The 18,403-nt window shown below is 43.6% G+C and carries 13 protein-coding genes; 6 read left to right on the top strand and 7 right to left on the bottom strand.

Going from position 1 to position 18,403, the window contains the following annotated elements; genetic code table 11:
* Positions 1-112 precede the first annotated feature (112 nt).
* Together AB4323_RS08850 and AB4323_RS08855 are read right to left on the bottom strand one after the other, a co-directional pair.
* Entirely contained in the window at positions 113-1,009 is an 897-nt protein-coding gene (locus tag AB4323_RS08850; RefSeq protein WP_010430029.1) for a hypothetical protein, read from the bottom strand.
* A 231-nt stretch (positions 1,010-1,240) separates the two neighbouring features.
* Complete coding sequence (locus AB4323_RS08855; RefSeq protein WP_010430026.1) at positions 1,241-1,957, bottom strand: GntR family transcriptional regulator; 717 nt, start codon at positions 1,955-1,957, stop codon at positions 1,241-1,243.
* Between the two features lie 317 nt (positions 1,958-2,274).
* Here AB4323_RS08855 and mngA point away from each other — a divergent pair, with 317 nt between their 5' ends.
* From mngA to manA, 4 genes are all read left to right on the top strand, one after another.
* Positions 2,275-4,209 (top strand): PTS 2-O-a-mannosyl-D-glycerate transporter subunit IIABC, encoded by a 1,935-nt coding sequence (gene mngA, locus AB4323_RS08860; RefSeq protein WP_010430022.1) that lies wholly within the window; start codon positions 2,275-2,277, stop codon positions 4,207-4,209.
* Positions 4,210-4,446: 237 nt separating this feature from the next.
* Positions 4,447-7,116, top strand: coding sequence for a mannosylglycerate hydrolase (mngB, locus tag AB4323_RS08865; protein ID WP_372152209.1), 2,670 nt, complete (start codon positions 4,447-4,449; stop codon positions 7,114-7,116).
* 45 nt (positions 7,117-7,161) lie between these two features.
* Entirely contained in the window at positions 7,162-8,328 is a 1,167-nt protein-coding gene (locus AB4323_RS08870) for a glycerate kinase (RefSeq protein ID WP_372152211.1), read from the top strand.
* A gap of 2 nt (positions 8,329-8,330) precedes the next feature.
* The gene (gene manA, locus AB4323_RS08875) at positions 8,331-9,518 is read left to right on the top strand and encodes a mannose-6-phosphate isomerase, class I (protein ID WP_372152213.1); all 1,188 of its coding nucleotides are present in this window, start codon (positions 8,331-8,333) and stop codon (positions 9,516-9,518) included.
* A 231-nt stretch (positions 9,519-9,749) separates the two neighbouring features.
* Here manA and AB4323_RS08880 read toward each other — a convergent pair whose 3' ends face one another.
* From AB4323_RS08880 to AB4323_RS08890, 3 genes are all read right to left on the bottom strand, one after another.
* Entirely contained in the window at positions 9,750-10,040 is a 291-nt protein-coding gene (locus AB4323_RS08880; protein WP_372152215.1) for a putative quinol monooxygenase, read from the bottom strand.
* Between the two features lie 192 nt (positions 10,041-10,232).
* The gene (locus AB4323_RS08885) at positions 10,233-11,603 is read right to left on the bottom strand and encodes an endonuclease/exonuclease/phosphatase family protein (protein ID WP_065584769.1); all 1,371 of its coding nucleotides are present in this window, start codon (positions 11,601-11,603) and stop codon (positions 10,233-10,235) included.
* Positions 11,604-11,882: 279 nt separating this feature from the next.
* Positions 11,883-13,025 (bottom strand): fatty acid desaturase, encoded by a 1,143-nt coding sequence (locus AB4323_RS08890; RefSeq protein WP_137002044.1) that lies wholly within the window; start codon positions 13,023-13,025, stop codon positions 11,883-11,885.
* A 166-nt stretch (positions 13,026-13,191) separates the two neighbouring features.
* Between AB4323_RS08890 and AB4323_RS08895 the strand changes: the two genes are divergently transcribed.
* Positions 13,192-13,737, top strand: a complete 546-nt coding sequence (locus AB4323_RS08895; protein WP_017062600.1) for an N-acetyltransferase — start codon at positions 13,192-13,194, stop codon at positions 13,735-13,737.
* Positions 13,738-13,906: 169 nt separating this feature from the next.
* Here AB4323_RS08895 and AB4323_RS08900 read toward each other — a convergent pair whose 3' ends face one another.
* A complete protein-coding gene (locus AB4323_RS08900; protein WP_017070587.1) occupies positions 13,907-14,932 on the bottom strand; it encodes a GGDEF domain-containing protein in 1,026 nt (341 codons plus the stop codon).
* Between the two features lie 282 nt (positions 14,933-15,214).
* On the bottom strand, positions 15,215-16,159 hold the full coding sequence (gene ylqF, locus AB4323_RS08905) for a ribosome biogenesis GTPase YlqF (protein ID WP_086714176.1): 945 nt from the start codon (positions 16,157-16,159) through the stop codon (positions 15,215-15,217).
* A 1,002-nt stretch (positions 16,160-17,161) separates the two neighbouring features.
* On the opposite strand from ylqF, the gene AB4323_RS08910 reads away from it, so the two are divergent.
* Positions 17,162-18,370 carry an IS256 family transposase gene (locus tag AB4323_RS08910; protein WP_372152216.1) on the top strand — a complete coding sequence of 403 codons (1,209 nt, stop codon included), beginning with the start codon at positions 17,162-17,164 and terminating at the stop codon, positions 18,368-18,370.
* Positions 18,371-18,403: the final 33 nt, after the last annotated feature.

The following is an 18,403-nucleotide window of genomic DNA, read 5'->3' on the forward strand; positions in this document are numbered from 1 at the left end:
TGTGAGATAGCGTGTGTCGACATAATGGTTTGGTATATAAGGTGATTGAACACGATGAACGCAAGGTTAGTCGTGAAGAGTCGTCAATGATTGAATCGAAAATGCGAGTGAGTTACGACGCAATAGGCAAAGGCGAAAAGATCGTTTTTATCGCTGAGAACCCATTACCTCGATGAGGATTAAAATCTTCAATGTGGACAAAGAATTCAAGTGTCTCAGAGGGTTTATCGTCTTCGATTAATAAGAACTCGAGTAGTCCTTGTTCTACATGGCATGAAACGATGGTTTCGCTCGATTGATCTGCTGAAATCTGTTCAACGTTGACCAAGACGCTCGTCTCGGGTAAGACATTGAAAGCATCTTGCGCACATTTAAGAATACAGCTGCACACGTACTCACGATATAAGGTATTGCTTTCATAAAGAGACATCGTTTCAAGCTTTACTTCGCCTTGGCACAATACCTTTTTTTCTTTAGGGATCACGTTGTGCTTATTAACCTGAATGTTGATTTCTAACAGGTGACCATTCTTATAGGTATTGAAGTTATGGTTAATCAGTTTGGTGTCGACCACCGCTACGTTCATCAGGTTTTGCTGAGCTTTAGAAAGGGCAGACAACTTTGCTTGGCTATCGTTATTCAAAACGCCTTTCGATAACTGATTGCTTTTTACCCAGTAGCTGTAGTTCTGAACCCAATGTACAAATTCCGTTTTATATTGCTCTATGTCTTTTTCTGCTGCTCGCTCGACATTGCTTGTGAGGGTGTGAAACTTAGACTTGTTACCCAACAGAATATCTAGCCAGTATGGTTTGTATTCATCAAGCGCTTCTATGGCTTTGACTTTATGATCGAATCGAACTGTTGGCATTACTGGTGCAGGTTCTATCGCAATCGACTCCCAATTCATTTTTGGGGTCGGAATGGTATGCACGGATTGGATTAAGTGCAGGTGCTGGTTGAACAAGGTCACTTCACTTACAGCGTCCTCAAGTTGTTTGGTATTCATCTACATTCCTGTCGACTGTTGTTCTTGTCATTTGGCGCTTAGTTTATGTTCAAAGTGCGCGAACAGTATTTAAATGAACGTGAATGATCTTTCGTGAGGTTGCTTGATATTGGTTTAGGAATATTTTGGGGAGAAAGTTAGGTTTATGATTGAGATAACAGCACAGAAACACAGAGAACAAGGCGCTCTCTGTGTTGGTCATCTACTGTTATAGAAACTTGCTGATGAGTATTATCTCTGGCGTCTTGCGACCAAAGTAAATCTGTAATCGTTAGATGTGAAGTAGTTACGGCTGTACTCGAACACCGTGTTATTGGCGAGGTAACCTCGAGTACGTTTTTCAATGATAGGCTGAGTTGGGTCAATCCCTAACTGTTTAGCAACGTCTTCAGGCGGAAGAATCGGCACCAGTTCTTGCTCACTTCTATCAATCACCATGCCTTTGGTGTTCTCAATAAAGTCGTACTTTGATGTCTGCATCACTTGATAGGTGAGATCTGGGAATAGGGCAACAGGTAACCAAGTTTCTTCAACCGTGATTGGATTGTTGTCTATGAAGCGAACACGCTTTACGTAGAAAACTAATTCGCCTTCTTTAATATCTAGATGTTCAGACATCGCCAAAGAACAGGGCTTCATTTCAAAGGCTAGAACATCACTGTGTGTAACCACATCCAAATGCGCCCACTTTTCTTGAAAGCTCGACTGTTTGTAAATGTCGTAATTGATTTTGTTCTCTTTGACATAAGTGCCGCTGCCTTGAACGCTTTCGAGTTCATCATTTTCGATCAGGAGCTTGAGCGCTTGTCTAACCGTTACACGGCTTACAGAAAAAACTTCACGCAGTTGCGCTTCTGTTGGGAGTGCTTCTCCAACCTTATACTCACCAGAACTGATCTTTTCTCTTATTGCATCTGCGATTTGGCGATACATCGGGAGTCTTGCCATTTTTGCCTCGTTTGTGCGCTAGAACAACTAGACTTTGATTAACAACCTGTACCTTAAATACGTAAATTTGCTCTATATAAGCCTTGTTTTAAAGGTTAGTGTGAGCGTCGTATCGGCGTTTTGTAGTACATATAATACAAATTAAACGATACATAACAAGCTTTCTTAAAGGATTTACCAATACGATTTAAATACAAATTAAATACAAATATGTATTGGTGAGATCGTGATCACGGATTAAATGTCTTGAAGTTGTATTATCACTATCGTCGGCAGGGACGACTGTCGTACTAATCCGTGACTATGGGACAAAGGTTATGAAACTTACTACTCTAACGAATAAGTCGCTCGTAAATCTGCAAACTACGTTTAGCAGTCGAGAAGAAGCGATTTACGCACTTGCTGACCAACTGGATCAGCAAGGCAAACTGCATAACAAGCAAGAGTACCTTGATGCAGTATTTGCTCGTGAAGAGCAAGGCCCGACAGCGCTTGGCGAAGGCTTAGCAGTACCGCATGGTAAGGCTGACGCGGTTAAAGAAGCTGGCTTCGCTGTAGCAACGCTTAAAGAAGACATGAAATGGAAAGGCTTGGATGAAGACGAAGATGTAAATCTTATCTTCCTAATTGCGATTCCAAATGCAGAAGCGGGTTCTACCCACATGCATCTGCTTACTGCATTGACAACTACATTGGTTGATGACGATGTTCGCGAAGCTGTATTAAAAGCGACAACCGCTGAAGAAATCTTTGCGCTTCTTGATGGCGACAATCAACAAGAAGAAAAACAAGACAAATTAGATACAAATGCGCCGACAATTGTATGTGTTACTGCTTGCCCAGCAGGCATTGCTCACACCTATATGGCGGCTGAGTACCTAGAAAAAGCGGGAAAAAAGCTTGGCTACAAGGTTCATGTTGAAAAGCAGGGCGCAAACGGTATTGAAGATCGCTTAACTGCGGAACAACTTAACAATGCTGTGGCGTGTGTTTTTGCTGCTGAAGTTGCGATTAAAGAATCTGAGCGCTTTAACGGCATTCCTCGTGTTGAAACACCAGTTGCAGAACCGATTAAACACGGTGAGCGCATTCTTAATGAAGCGATTGAAGAGTCGAAAAAAGGTAATGGTGCAGAACGCACAGTGGCTACTGACAACAAGCCTAAAAAGTTGCCACTGAAAACTGAGCTTAAACAAGCACTGCTTTCTGGTATTTCTTACGCGGTTCCTCTTATCGTTGCTGGTGGTACTGTTCTTGCGGTTGCTGTTCTTATCGCACAAATTTTTGACCTGCAAGATCTTTACGCAACAAAAGATTCTTGGCTATGGATGTATCGCAAACTAGGTGGCGGCCTACTGGGTACATTGATGGTGCCAGTACTGGCGGCTTACACAGCTTATTCACTAGCAGACAAGCCCGCACTTGGCCCTGGTTTTGCCGCAGGTATTGCAGCAAACATCATTGGCTCTGGTTTCCTAGGCGGTGTTGTTGGTGGTTTGATTGCTGGTTATGTGATGCGTTGGGTAAAAGAGCATGTTCGCTTAGGTCCTGCGTTTAACGGATTCCTTACTTTCTACCTTTACCCTGTGATTGGTACTTTGGTAGCGGGTAGCTTGATGCTATTTGTTATCGGTAAACCGGTAGCGTTCCTAAACCAAGGTCTAACGGATTGGTTGAACGGTATGTCAGGCACCAATGCGCTGTTATTGGGTGCGATTCTTGGTCTGTTTGTGTCATTCGATTTAGGTGGTCCGGTAAACAAAGCCGCTTACGCATTCTGTTTAGGTGCGATGGCGAACGGTGTTTATGGCCCTTACGCAATCTTTGGTTCAGTAAAAATGGTATCGGCGTTCACTGTAACGGCTTCAACCATGATTGCTCCACGCCTATTCAAAGACTTTGAGATTGAAACCGGTAAATCGACATGGCTACTTGGCCTTGCGGGTATTACCGAAGGTGCAATCCCAATGGCGATTGAAGATCCAATCCGTGTAATCGGCTCATTCTTACTAGGATCAGTGGTTACAGGTGCGATGGTTGGCGCGGCAGGTATTGGTCTATCGACTCCGGGTGCAGGTATCTTCTCTATCTTCTTGTTACACGATTCAGGTTTGGGCGCATTCTCTGCTGCTGCAATCTGGTTCGGTGCTGCGATTGTCGGCACAGTGATTTCAACTGTTACTCTTCTGATGTGGCGTGGTCACGCTGTAAAAAAGGGTAAGTTTGAAGCAAGTACTGCAACACAGAACTAACTGAATTTTGAGCTAGCTTCTAGCTCGCAATTAAAACACCGTATAAAAAATAACGAACAACTTGGCTGTCCTAAATGCCTGTGCTCCTAACGGTTTTATTCACACAGATTCTGGGCGTGGTTTTCTGCACCCTAAATTTAGTGGCAGCCAATTTTAACCCCTTGAAAAACTTTAATTTAGTCGTATTTGGGTTCGAACTTTAGTTTTACTCGAAGCGACACATTTAGGTAAATGATTATGACTACATCACGCGTACACATTACTCCTCACATGCACTGGGATCGTGAATGGTATTTCACAACAGAAGAGTCTCGTATTCTTCTTGTGAACAACATGGAAGAAATCATGAACCGTCTGGAGAGCGATCCAGAATACAAATATTACGTTCTAGATGGTCAAACCGCCGTTCTAGAAGATTACTTTGTAATCAAACCAGAAAACACAGAGCGCGTAAAAGCATTGGTTGAAGCGGGCAAGTTAATTATTGGCCCTTGGTATTCTCAAACCGACACAATGCAAGTTTCTGGTGAGTCAATTGTACGTAACATGATGTATGGTATTCGTGACTGCATGAAGTTTGGCGATGCAATGAAGATTGGTTACCTACCAGATTCATTCAGCATGAGCTCACAGCTGCCAATGATCTACAACGGCTTCGACATCACGCGTGCAATGTTCTGGCGTGGTTGTTCAGAGCGTCATGGCACAAACAAAACAGAATTCTTATGGCAGTCTAATGACGGCAGTGAAGTGGTGGCACAAGTGCTTCCGCTAGGTTACGCGATTGGTAAATACCTTCCACAAGACGAAGAAGGCTTGCGTGCTCGTTTAGATAAGTACTTCCCAGTGCTAGAAAAGCCATCGGTGACTAAAGATATCTTGCTACCGAACGGCCACGATCAAATGCCGATTCAAAAAGATATCTTTGAAGTAATGGACAAGCTTCGCGAAATCTACCCAGATCGCGAGTTCTCAATGAGTCGCTTTGAAGAAGTATTCGAGAAAGTAGAAGCAGCGCGCGACCAACTCGACACAATCAAAGGCGAATTCAACGACGGTAAATACATGCGTGTTCACCGCACGATTTCGTCAACACGTATGGACATCAAACTGATCCATGCGGAAATCGAAAACAAGATTGTAAACATCCTAGAACCTCTAGCGTCTATCGCTTGGACATTAGGTTTCGAATATCACCACGGTTTGATTGAGAAAATGTGGAAAGAGAGTATGAAGAACCATGCTCATGACTCTATTGGTTGCTGTTGTTCAGACAAGGTACACGCTGAAATCCTAAACCGTTACATCCTTGCGGACGACATGGCGACAAACCTAATCCACTTCTACAAACGTAAAATCGTTGACCATATGCCGGATCGCGAAGGTTGCGACAAACTGGCGATGTTTAACCTTTCTCCGTATGAGCGTGAAGAAGTGGTGAACACAACCATCACTATCCGTGCTCAAGAATTTTCTATCTTTGATGAAAACGAAAACCCAGTTGAATACTTCATCCAAGACAAGCGCCAAATCGACCCAGGTAAAGTAGACCGTCAAATCGTTCACTACGGCAACTACGACCCTTTCATGGAGTTTGATATTCAAATCAAACGCACTGTGCCAGCGATGGGTTTCACCACGTTACACATCCAAGGTAATGAGAAGGGCGCAGTTAAAGTCGCAGAGCAGAAAGACTACTTGCTAGAGAACGAATACTACCGAATTAATGTAAACGACAACGGTACTCTGACTATTTTCGATAAAGAGACAGAGCAAGTATTCGACCAAGCACTTCGTTTAGAAGATGGTTCTGATGACGGCGATGAGTACGATTACTCTCCATCTCGTCAAGAGTGGCTGTTGTACTCTGATGAATTCCCGGTAGAAACATCAATTGACCACCAAGGTTTCCAATCGGTAGCAAACATCGCTTTCCGCATGAACGTGCCAGCAAACCTTACAGAGCGTGAAGAACGCACGGGTCAAAATGGATTCGTTGAAGCGCAATGCCAAGTGGTATTGAAGCAAGGTTCTCGCCGCATCGAAGTCCGTATGGAATTGGACAACCAAGCCGACGACCACCGTGTACGTGTATTAGTACCTACGCCATTTATTTCTGAAACTGTAGTAGCAGATAACCAGTTCGGTTGTATTACTCGACCAACCAATGACCCTGCAATGGCGGTTTGGGAAGAAGAGAAGTGGAAAGAAGCACCGGTTCCTGTGTATCAGTTAATGAACTTTGCTGCGCTAGAAAACGGCAAAGCGGGTATGGCTATTATGTCGAATGGTCTGCGTGAATTTGAAGTGATTGCATCTAAAGGTGACGAAAATAGAGATACCTTCGCACTGACACTATTCCGTGGTATTGGCGTGTTGGGTAAAGAAGAGCTATTGCTTCGTCCGGGGCGTCCTTCTGGTATCAAGATCCCGACCCCAGATTCACAAGTGCGCGGCAAGTTAGTGTGTGAATTCACACTGTGTGGCTTCTCGGGTAACCACATTGACGCGAACATCATGGCGCAAGCACGTGACAATGTCACTCAAATCGAATGCTACAACAAGATCCCTTACAACGCGATGAAGCTGAATGTGGGCGAACAAAACCTACCAATGAGCTTCAGCTTGCTATCGAAGCAACAAGCGGGTGCGGTATTAAGTGTGCTTAAGAAAGCTGAAGACGAAGATGCGTTGATCATGCGTGTCTACAACCCAGCAGAAAGTGGTTCAGTATCGGACTCAATCTCTTTCACTCAAGCGGTTTCAAGCTGGAAAGAGACAAGTATGGACGAGCGCGTTCGTGAAGGTGATGTAGCAATTGAAACCTTTGGTGACTTGTCTTTTGGCGAATTATCTTTTGGTGAATTGGCATCTTGCCAAGCGAAAACATTCCAAATCAAATTCTAATTTCAATGACCCGCTCACCTTAGTGGGCGGGAATGGTGAACGACAATGAAAATTGTAATTGCCCCCGATTCATTTAAAGAATCACTCGACGCCCATCAAGTAGCGTCTTGTATTGAGCGCGGATTTGCTGACGTTTTCCCTCACGCAGAGTTTGTGAAAATGCCACTCGCCGATGGTGGAGAAGGCACCGTAGATGTGTTGTTAGCGGCGCTCAATGGCAAGAAGCAGCAGTTGCTAACGACGGATCCAATCGGACGGGATTGCTCGGCTTACTGGGCATCTTTAGAACAGACAGTTGATGGCGACAACGTAAAAACTGCTTTGGTGGAATTTGCTCAAGCATCGGGTTTAGACCGATTAACAGTAGAAGAAAGAGCACCGCTAATCGCATCTTCGTTTGGTACCGGGTTATTGATCAAAGATGCATTAGATCAAGGTGTTGAACAAATCATCATTGGTCTGGGCGGCAGCGCAACTAATGACGCGGGTGCTGGCATCTTACAAGCGTTGGGAGGCAAGTTATTCGACAAAAAAGGCAACGAGCTATCTGGTGGCGGCGCCGAGTTAAGCCAGTTAGCAAGCATCGATCTTGATGGACTGCACCCTAGATGCAAAGAAGTGACGTTCGTGGTCGCATGTGATGTGAATAATCCACTGTGTGGCGAAAGCGGAGCAAGTGCCGTGTTTGGTCCACAAAAAGGGGCTTCACAAGCTCAAGTTGAACAACTTGATACTGCGATCGATCACTTTGCCGATATCGCTCAAACACATACAGGTACTAATCACCGCGACACCGCTGGTTTTGGTGCGGCTGGCGGTACACCTTTGGGGTTAAGTCTGGCATTCAATATCCAAATTAAAGCGGGTATTGAGATGGTACTAGATGCTTTGGATGCAGATAAGGTTCTTGAAGGTGCTTCACTGGTCTTGACCGGAGAGGGACAGATGGACAACCAAACCCTGCAAGGTAAAACACCTTTTGGTATAGCTCAGCGCGCTCAAAAACTGAATATTCCAACCATTGGTATTGCAGGCTCTTTGGGTAAAGAGGTTGAAAAGCTTTACGGCTCAATGTCTAGCTTGTTTGGAACCGTACGTTCTCCTCAGTCTTTAGACCAAGTTTTATCAGAAGCGAATCAAAACCTGACTCGCACTGCCCGTAATATCGCCGCCACGCTCAAGCTTGGTAGCCAGATTTTTAATGAGAAGTAATTATGTCTCTATTTAAACTCGACAACGTTATTCAAAACTACGCATGGGGAAGCAAAGACTCCATTAACCAATTGTTTGGTATTGTGAACCCAAACCAGGAACCTCAAGCAGAAATTTGGATGGGTGCTCATCCAAATGGTTGTTCAAAGGTAGGCGATACCGGTGAATCGCTTTCTCACATGATTGATGAAAACAAAATCGATGTCTTAGGCGGATACACGGCGGCTCGTTTCGGTGAATTGCCTTTCTTGTTTAAGGTGTTGGCCGCTGAAACACCGTTATCGATTCAGGTTCACCCGAACAAGCGAAAATCAGAATTAGGTTTTGAGCGTGAGAATGCACTTGGTATCCCTTTGAATGCGTCTAATCGCAACTACAAAGATCCAAACCATAAACCTGAGTTGGTTTATGCGTTGACCTTCTACAAAGCGATGAATGGCTTTCGTCCAATCGACGACATTATTGCCTTGTTCGAAGAAGCGGATATTCCTTCGTTAGCGATTGAGCTTAATGTACTAAAAGCCAATGCCGACAGTGATTCTTTGAAGTCGTTCTTTAGCGCCATTATGTCTCTTGAAGGTGACCGCAAAGCGTCTGCGCTTAATGAGCTTTATGCTGCACATGCGCGACCAGCCAAAACGGTCATGGGGCGTGAAGCTCTTCAATACAGCATCGAATTCAAACAGCATTATCCAGGTGATATTGGCTTATTTGCGCCATTAATGCTTAACACGGTTGAGCTGGCGCCCGGTGAAGCGATGTTCCTGTTCGCAGAAACCCCACATGCTTATGTTCAAGGTACGGGTTTAGAGATTATGGCAAACTCAGACAATGTGCTGCGTGCCGGTCTCACTCCCAAATATATCGATGTCCCTGAGCTTATCGACAACACAATCTTTGAGCCGATTAAGCCAGAAGATATCCGCCTTAAGCCTGTATTGAAAGAGGGCAAGATGAGTTATCCGATTCCAGTGGATGACTTTGGCTTTGATATCTTGTCTGCGACTGATGAGAGCAAGTCACTGTATCTACGTAGCGCGGAGATCTTGTTCTGTGTGGAAGGAGAGGCGACCGTCACTTCAGAAGGGCGGTCAGTTTCTCTTAAGCCCGGAGAATCGGTCTTTGTAAGTAGTAATTCAAGTGTTTACCAATATCAAGGGAATGGCATTTTGGCTCGTGCTTTTAACTAGTGCCCCCGTGCTAGCGATCAGCAAAAGAAATGTCAGAGTGCCACTGTAAAGTGGTACTCAATATTGGATTGATGGTTGTTACCTATCTGTCTTTGACAGTCATGATTATTGACCATACCCGCTACTCTGGCGGGTTTTTTCATTATTAGAATGAGCAGATATAAGCTTGTAGAAAAGACAAACCCTGCGATCAGAGCAGGGCTTTTTATTGAATTAGTACTGAGTGACTGGTTAGGCAATGTGCGTCATTTTATTAAGCACAAAGGTTTCAATACAACCTTCAGTCGCAGCCATGTAGTCAGCGATGTGTTGGCTCGCTAAGTGTTTCTCTAGATGAGCTTCAGAATCCCAGTTCTCATGAAAAACGAAGTGAGCAGGGTTACTGTTATCTTGATGGAGGTCGTAGTTGATACAGCCTTCTTCGGAGCGGGTTTTATCGATCAATTTAATCATCTCTGATTTAACTAGCTCAGTTTTATCTTCTTTAGAGACGATCGTTGCAATAATGGTTAGCTTAGTCATTGTGAATTCCTAGCGCAATAAATCTCTGGGTCCGGGTAATATAAGTATCTATAAACCAAAGAAAAAGATACGATCTATCCAATTACTATGGCTGTTTGTGTCCATAATTCTCTTTGTAATCGCGAGATTTTTAATGAATTACGCTCATAAGAAAGCCCGACACTAAGCCGGGCATTTTAAAAAGTGAATGAATTAGTTACTGAAATCAGCCTTTACCCAGATCATGCGGTGGTCAGATGAAACATCTTTACCGTTACCATAATCACCAATTCGTGAGTCATTGAATAGCTTGCGTCCTTCTTCATAAGAAGCGGCCCAGTAAACACCAGAATCAACGATGTTAAGTGTTGCTGAAGGCAGTGCGTAATCTACAGCAAGTCCAAATGTTGAAGTGATACGGTTCGGTTGTGGGTGAGACGATGATTTATCTACCGCATGTTCAGCTGCGCCATAACTTGTTGGATACAAGCTGCCATTGGTGACGTCTTGGTTAACTAACGAGTCGTTATGCAAATCTTGCATTACAGAGCTAATGCCGTCGCCATCAACAGGATCTAGGTTTTGGTCACCCATCATAACAAAGTGCTTGCCTTGCTCTAGGCCACCTGTTTTTCCAGTGTCATCATAGATGAACGACTTGTTTTGGATGTATTGGTGCCAGAAGTCGACTTCCGCTGCGTTTTGCTCAATGTTCTTACCCACATCAAAAGCTGGAGGAGTAGGGTGTGACATCAACAAGTGAACGGTTTCTGTCCCGTTTTTAGTTGGAATTAGGATCGGCGCGTCAACGTGGTTTTTTGACGATAGACGAACTTCTTCCCATTCAGCTGCTGTGTACCACTCGTCGCCACAGTTCATGCCGACAGGGAACTTACTAGGATCATCACAAACTGTGATTGTTGGGATGGTTGCACCTTCAAGATCTTTCCATTTAAATTCTTGGAATGTGCGAGTGTTGGCCGTGTCTATCTCATATTTAGACATTAGAGCAAACGCATACTGACCATGGTAGAAACCGAAGCCCCACGCATCACCGGGAAGTGTTCCAAAATTACCGTCATTGTCTAAATCAAAACCAAATTCGTTCAACAAACCTGTATTGGTCGAGTAGCTTTCAAAATATGGATATGAAATTGGTTCTAGGTTCGCGTCGCCACCTGCACCTTCGATACTTTGAGCAACAGAAAGGTAGTTCTTCTGGAAGCCTTCGAGCGCTGATTTGTCGGTACCAGTACCATTATTGTTAAATTCAGCCATCATCAGCACATCAGGTCGATTCTTTTGAATCACGGCAGCGACGTTGCGGATCTGGATAACCTTGGCAGCTGTTACTTTGTCAGCGTCATCAATCGTGTTATCCAAATAGTCGGTTACTAGCTTTGTTTGAGCGCTTGGTTCAATCTGCATTTCTGTTACAAGGTCTTCGAAGGTGGCACGATCAAAAGACAAGTTATAAGTCGCGATCTTTACTTCTTCAGGTTGAACGTAATCTGTGTCACTGCTGCAACCAATCAAAAGTGCAGAAGAGATGGCGAAAGCGATAGATGTTTTTAACAATTTCATAAAGTGGGTCCGCTAATTGCTGAAAGAAATTTGGGACGCGCATGTTATGAGATGGATATCATTCTGTAAGTGATTCTTGTCACAGGCAAGGCTCTGAAGTGATATCTTGTTGCATTGAAAATGTGACATTTGGAACTAGTGTCTGTAATTAGAATAAAGACTTAAAATTCATAAATTTAATTAGAACTGTGAATTAAAAAAGCCCTCATAGCAATATAAGGGCTTCAGAATAAGAATCAAACTGTGTTGTTATTGGTGTGTTAAGCGTATTTTTTTGCTTTAAGCATATTGTTCCACTGTCATTGCCCAATTTTTCTTCTGTTGTTCGAAATTCATTTTGATTTGCTGATAACGAACCTTAAGAACAGAGTGTTCGTACTTCTTCACAACGTCTTCGCGCTTGCTTTCAAGTAGCTGTTTTTTAACTTCGTAATATTCGTTCATGTTTGATACTAGAGCATCAAACTCTTGTTGAAGCTTCTCTGCGATTTGTTGCTTGTCGGCACGATGCATGATTTTTTGCTGGGTGCGTTTAAGTAACATTGACGCTTCAGCTTTCTCAATACGAGCTTGAGGGGTTTTCTTAAGCTTACTTGCCAGTCCCATCAACGAAGCACTCTTAATCAACCATTTTGTTGGATCGTATTGCCACCAGTAGATGCCGTTACGGTAGTCGTTCTCAAAGATGTGGTGGAAGTTGTGGTAGCCTTCGCCGAAAGTGAGTACTGCTAACACACCGTTATCACGCGCTGTGTTTTTGTCAGTAAAAGGTTGGCTACCCCAGATGTGAGCAAGAGAGTTAATAAAGAATGTTGTGTGGTGGTTAAGTACCAAACGAACTGCACCTACGATTAACAACATGCCAATCACGTCACCGTAAATCACACCTAAAGCGATAGGAACACCGAAATTCATTAGTAATGCTAACAGAACATAGTGCTTGTGCTGCCACATAACAATCTTATCTTTTTTAAGGTCACGGCAGTTTTCGTAGTTTTCGTACATTGAGGTGCTGTAATTACGAACCATCCAGCCAATGTGTGAGTACCAAAATCCACGTTTTGCAGAGTATGGGTCTTTGTCGTTGTTATCGACATGCTTGTGGTGAACACGGTGATCAGAAGACCAGTGTAGCGCGCTGTTCTGCAGGGCAAATGCACCACCTAATGCAAACAGGAATCTTAGGCTTGAATGCGCTTCAAACGCTTTATGTGACCATAAGCGGTGATAACCTGTCGTGATTGAAAGGTTACAGAACGTAAAGCAGATTGCTAGCCATATCCAGTGCTCCATGCCATAGCCAAAAAAGTAGCCATAAACGGGAGCCGCTACAACAGCAAGCAGCATACTAAAAGAGAACACAAAAATATTGAGCCAGATTAATGGCGGCTTTTTTGTAGATTGTTTGTCGGCACTATTCATTAGCAAATTTCCATTGGGCTTACATCTGTGCGCTAGAATATCAGCGTACACGTGTAAGTCAATATTGAAAGTGTAAACGTGTATTAGTATGTTTTGCTTAAATATTGTATAAAGGTAGTGTGAAATGTAGTAGCAAGTCATAAATGGAAGTACTAAGGGCTAATAAATGGAAATTAAGGTAGCTGAATATAAAGATTATGAGCGGATTGCCCAATTACACGCGGATAGCTGGAAGCTATATTACCGTGGCATTCTTGCTGATGATTACCTAGAACATGATGTTTTGGAGGACAGATCTGTTATTTGGCAGACTCGTTTGATTAATCCTCCTTTCAACCAACATGTTTTATTGCTTGAGGAAGGCGGTTTACTGGTTGGTTTTGTCTGCGCGTTCGGTAATCACAACTTTGAGCGTGGTACGTTCATCGATGCGTTACATGTAGATAATAATTATCGTGGACGAGGTGTAGGCAAGCGTCTGTTGTCTGAATTGTCGAAGTGGTTGCAGCAATACTATTCGGACTCAGGGCTTTACCTAGAGGTGATGTCTGAGAACCACCAAGCGATTGCTTTTTATCAGGCGATTGGTGGCAAAGAAGAACTAGAGCAAGTTTGGAACGCACCATGTGGCAGCCAAGTGAATGAAAAAGTGATTTCTTGGAGCTCTCCCGTTGAACTTGAACAGAAAACAGCGAGCGTTGTGTATTCTTAGTCGATTCTTGTTGAATACTGTTTTTTTGCTGAGTAGCAGGTTCTTAACGAAGCTATTTTAAAGCAGAAGAACAAAGACAAAAGCCCCGAGTATTAAGTTGCTCGGGGCTTTTTTGATTGAATTAGTGGTCGTTTTAATGATTCGCAAAGATGCGTGAAATATTGGGCGATTAATCACACCATGTGATCTTATTCCTACCGCCTTTTTTCGAAATGTAGAGTGCTTGGTCAGCGTCGTCGATAAGCTGCTCGACAGAACCAAGGGCTTGAGGGGCATGTTTCACACCGATTGAAATTGTTACTTCTAATCTAAGGCGAGTAGGGGATTCTAAAAGGGCATTAACCAGCGATTCAATTGAAGCCTCGGTTTCTCCTTGGACCAGCACCAAAAACTCTTCACCGCCGTATCGAAAGCAGTTACTGCTAGTCGGTAGTCGTTTTTGAATCTCATCGGCCAGTTCTTTAATCACCATGTCACCCATTTGATGGCCGTAGGTGTCGTTAATCGATTTGAAATGATCAATATCTATCATGAGCGATGTAATGGATCGCTGACGGTCTATGCTCGGTTCTATCACCTGATGAAGATAAAGGCGGTTGTAGCAGCCCGTTAGTGCGTCTTGATAGGAAAGGGCCTCGAACATATTAGATTGCTTGCGAAGCTGAATCGCTTGTTTGCGGAGTTGCTCGGATTGAGCGAAACGTTTGTGTACTTCCAGGTCACGTCTAACACAGGCCGCTGAGATTAGGATGTAAGCCGAGATATAAACGGAAATTGTTTCTATTTCATGCTCTGGCTCCGCTTCATAAAGCAGTGGCGCAAGGCCGATGAGATAAGCCAAAAAGATAAACGACAGCGTAGATATACTGTATCTGGCTGACAATCTTGAAAACGTACCAATGTAGATCATCACTAAAATGATGCCACCTTGGTAATCGAAGTTGTTCAGCTCGATGGCTAGTCGACCGACATAGACCAAGAAAAGTGAGCTAATTACAAGGAAGGCACTTTCTACGAGTTCCAAAACGTTGGGTTTGTTTGTAATACAGTATCTGGCGGCGGCCATCATCAATAAAAAAAGTATGACTCGGAAAATGATAGGCGTAATGCACTCGCTACCAAAGTGGATGTAGTCGGTGACGATAAAAGCACAGAATATTGAGATAGGGATGTAGATGAAATTTATGTACGGCAAATAAATTTCATTATCGAAATAGGTTTTAAATCTTTGATTCTTGAACCCAGAATAAGAGCGCATTGAGAAATTAGCCGAGATTGATACACAATAATTTGCGTAGTATGTCACAGTCTTTGGGATTGTAAACGACCATTTCTATAGATTTGTCAGTATGTTAGCTAGATCAACAAACGGTAGCGGGCAATATTCACGCTCTATTATCGATAGAGCGTGAATATCTAGAGGCTGGTGTAAGAGTGGTAAACAGAAATTAAAGCAGATTATAAAAACTAATCGCGATTAACGCTTGTTCTTCAGGTAACGCTTACGACGCTCTTCTTTTTTCTTAATCTGTTGTTCCGCTTTCAGCGCAGCCGCTTCTTCAACTTCGATCAGCTCTTGTGTGATCATTTCTGGCAACTCAAGCGTTACCTTACCTAAAGTGCCATTACGCAATTCGTGAAGCAGGATTTCTGAACATTTGTGAATGTCGATATGACCACCGGCACGAAGTGCACCACGCTTACGGCCAATCGCTTCCATCAGTTCGATGTCAGACTCAGGCAGCTCTTCAATTTGGTAGCGCTCTTGCAAAAGGTTAGGGTACTGTTTTGCTAGGTACTCTACTGTGTAAAATGCCACTTCATCGTATTCCATTGCTGTATCTTTTACAGCACCTGTTGCAGCCAAGCGGAAGCCACTGTGTGGGTTTTCTACTTTAGGCCAAAGGATTCCTGGAGTATCTGAAAGGATCACGCCATTTTGCAGATTGATACGTTGTTGGCGACGAGTTACCGCAGGTTGGTTACCAGTAACCGCAATCGTACGTCCAGCCAAGCAGTTGATGATGGTCGATTTACCCACGTTCGGGATGCCCATGATCATTGTACGAATGTTTTTGCCCATCTGTTCACGGTGCGGTGCCAGTTTACGTACCAGCTCCATAACGTGGTTAACTTCTTCTTTTACGCTAGTCGTAATCGCAATCGCTTTAACGCCTTGCTCCTTCTCGAAGTGCTCAATCCAACGTTGAGTCAGTTCAGGATCTGCAAGGTCACGCTTGTTCAGCACTTTTACACAAGGCTTATCGCCGCGCAGTGAAGAGATCATTGGGTTTTCACTACTGAACGGGATACGAGCGTCCAGTACTTCGATGATCACATCAACTTGTGGGATAACTTCTTCGATTTCTTTACGGGCTTTATGCATGTGACCCGGAAACCATTGGATTTTACTTGCAACCATATGAAAAATATACCTTTTGTTTTTATGGTAAATCTGATGGGGTATCAGGTGGGGTACCAAAAGAAAAAATCAGATAGTGGGGGGACTAGAAGTATTTTTACGACCACCTTAAGCCCCATCAACATTGTTGTGATCATTTTAACACTTTAACTGTTTGGACGAAAATCATAGTCAATTTAATAAATTTCACTTAGGTAGGTGGAAGCTGTCTGCGAAATACATCATTCTACTTGAACGGGTTCAGCTCATCAGATTGTTGGTTGGGCGTAACTGGAGTCCAGACTAAATTTTAGGAGTTTTAACGGGTGTAGGAATACCCAGGAGGCATGTGCTGATTTATTGATATATAGCTGAAGAGAAGGCTAATAAAGATAAGCTCTGCCGACACTTTAGGCAAGGACATAAAGAGTATCGCAAAGGTAAAAGGATTAAAGTTGTAGCTATTATGAGGGTACTGTAAATTAGATAAAGGCGTCGCAGAGAGACAACCTTGAATATACTGATGCCTTACAAAAGGCATGAAGGCACGGTTTACAGCCGACAATGATCGTTATTTTAAGAATCTCGAAGCGATTGGCAAAACATTAGATGCTTAATTGCAGGCCGAAGAAGTGTCTCGAGTTTTTGGCAATGAGCCTTCATGTTCAGAGAAATATGCGTGGTTACTTAAATGGTGAAGTTTCGCTTTTGGACTTGAATTCGGTTTTTTAACGTATAACTATGGGCACCAGATGGACGAAAATAAAGAAAAGCCCTATAAATAGGGCCTTATTGAAGGTTGTGAATTGAGGCTGAAAGCAGTTAGTATTCTGATTTTCAGTGTTGACTTTTTTGTTATTTAAAAAAAGGTTTGATTTTTTGTTAACGAGAGTGTCGCATTGCAACCACAACTTGTGCTATTTCAGTTGCTCAAAGCGCATATCAATGAGATTTTTTATGGAGAGTGTCCTGAATTCTGTGTAACTGTCTAAACTTAAGCCTTAAAGGCTAAGGATGGACAATATGGATAAGAAAGCACTCGAAGCTTTTGCTCGTGAAGCAGCAAAGTCAATTAAGACAGAATCTGATCTTGATGACTTCCGCAAAATGTTAACCAAGGTGACCGTTGAAACGGCGTTAAACGCTGAACTCGATGAGCACCTTGGATATCAAAAACACCAATCTAGAACCAGCTCCAACTCCCGCAATGGCTACTCGGGCAAGTCAATCATCACCGATGATGGAGAAATCGATATCGACGTTCCCCGCGACCGTGAAGCCAGCTTTGAACCTCAACTCGTCCGCAAGCACCAAACTCGATTCCAATCCATGGACGACAAGATATTGAGCTTGTACGCGAAAGGCATGACCACACGTGAAATCGTCGCAACGTTCAAGGAAATGTATGATACCGATGTCTCGCCAACGCTGATATCAAAAGTAACGGACTCGGTGCTTGAGCAAGTGATTGAATGGCAGTCGCGACCTCTCGACGAAATTTACCCTATCGTCTATCTCGATTGCATCGTGGTTAAGGTGCGTCAAGACAAGCAAGTCATCAACAAAGCGGTCTATCTTGCGTTAGGCGTCAACATGGAAGGCCAAAAAGAGCTGCTCGGCATGTGGCTCTCTGAAACGGAAGGTGCCAAATTCTGGCTTAACGTGCTGACTGAGCTTCAAAACCGTGGGGTAAAAGACATCCTTATCGCTTGCGTTGACGGGCTAAAAGGCTTTCCTGACGCCATCAACACTGCGTTCCCAGAGACGCAAATACAGCTCTGTATCGTCCACATGGTGCGAAACTCGGTCAAGTACGTCCCTTGGAAAGACTATAAAGCGGTGGCGACTGACCTGAAGAAAATCTACCAATCAGCCACAGAAGATGAGGCTCTGCTGGCTCTAGCGCAGTTCTCTGACCGATGGGATAGTAAGTATCCTCAAATCAGTCGCTCTTGGACGGCGCATTGGGACAACCTCAACACCCTGTTTAACTACCCAGAGGATATTCGCCGAGCCATTTACACGACTAACGCCATTGAATCCCTCAACAGCGTTATTAGAAAAGCGATTAAGAAGCGCAAGCTCTTCCCAACGGATGAATCAGCTAGAAAGGTGATCTACCTGGCTATCCGAGATGCTTCCAAGAAATGGACGATGCCGATCAGAAACTGGCGACAAGCTCTAAACCGCTTTATGATTATGTTCGAAGACCGACTCACTCAATACATGTAACCCCGACAGTTACACAGAATTATTTACAGGGTC

Source organism: Vibrio sp. 10N.261.52.C11 (assembly GCF_041471405.1).
In the GTDB taxonomy this organism is placed as follows: domain Bacteria; phylum Pseudomonadota; class Gammaproteobacteria; order Enterobacterales; family Vibrionaceae; genus Vibrio; species Vibrio crassostreae_C.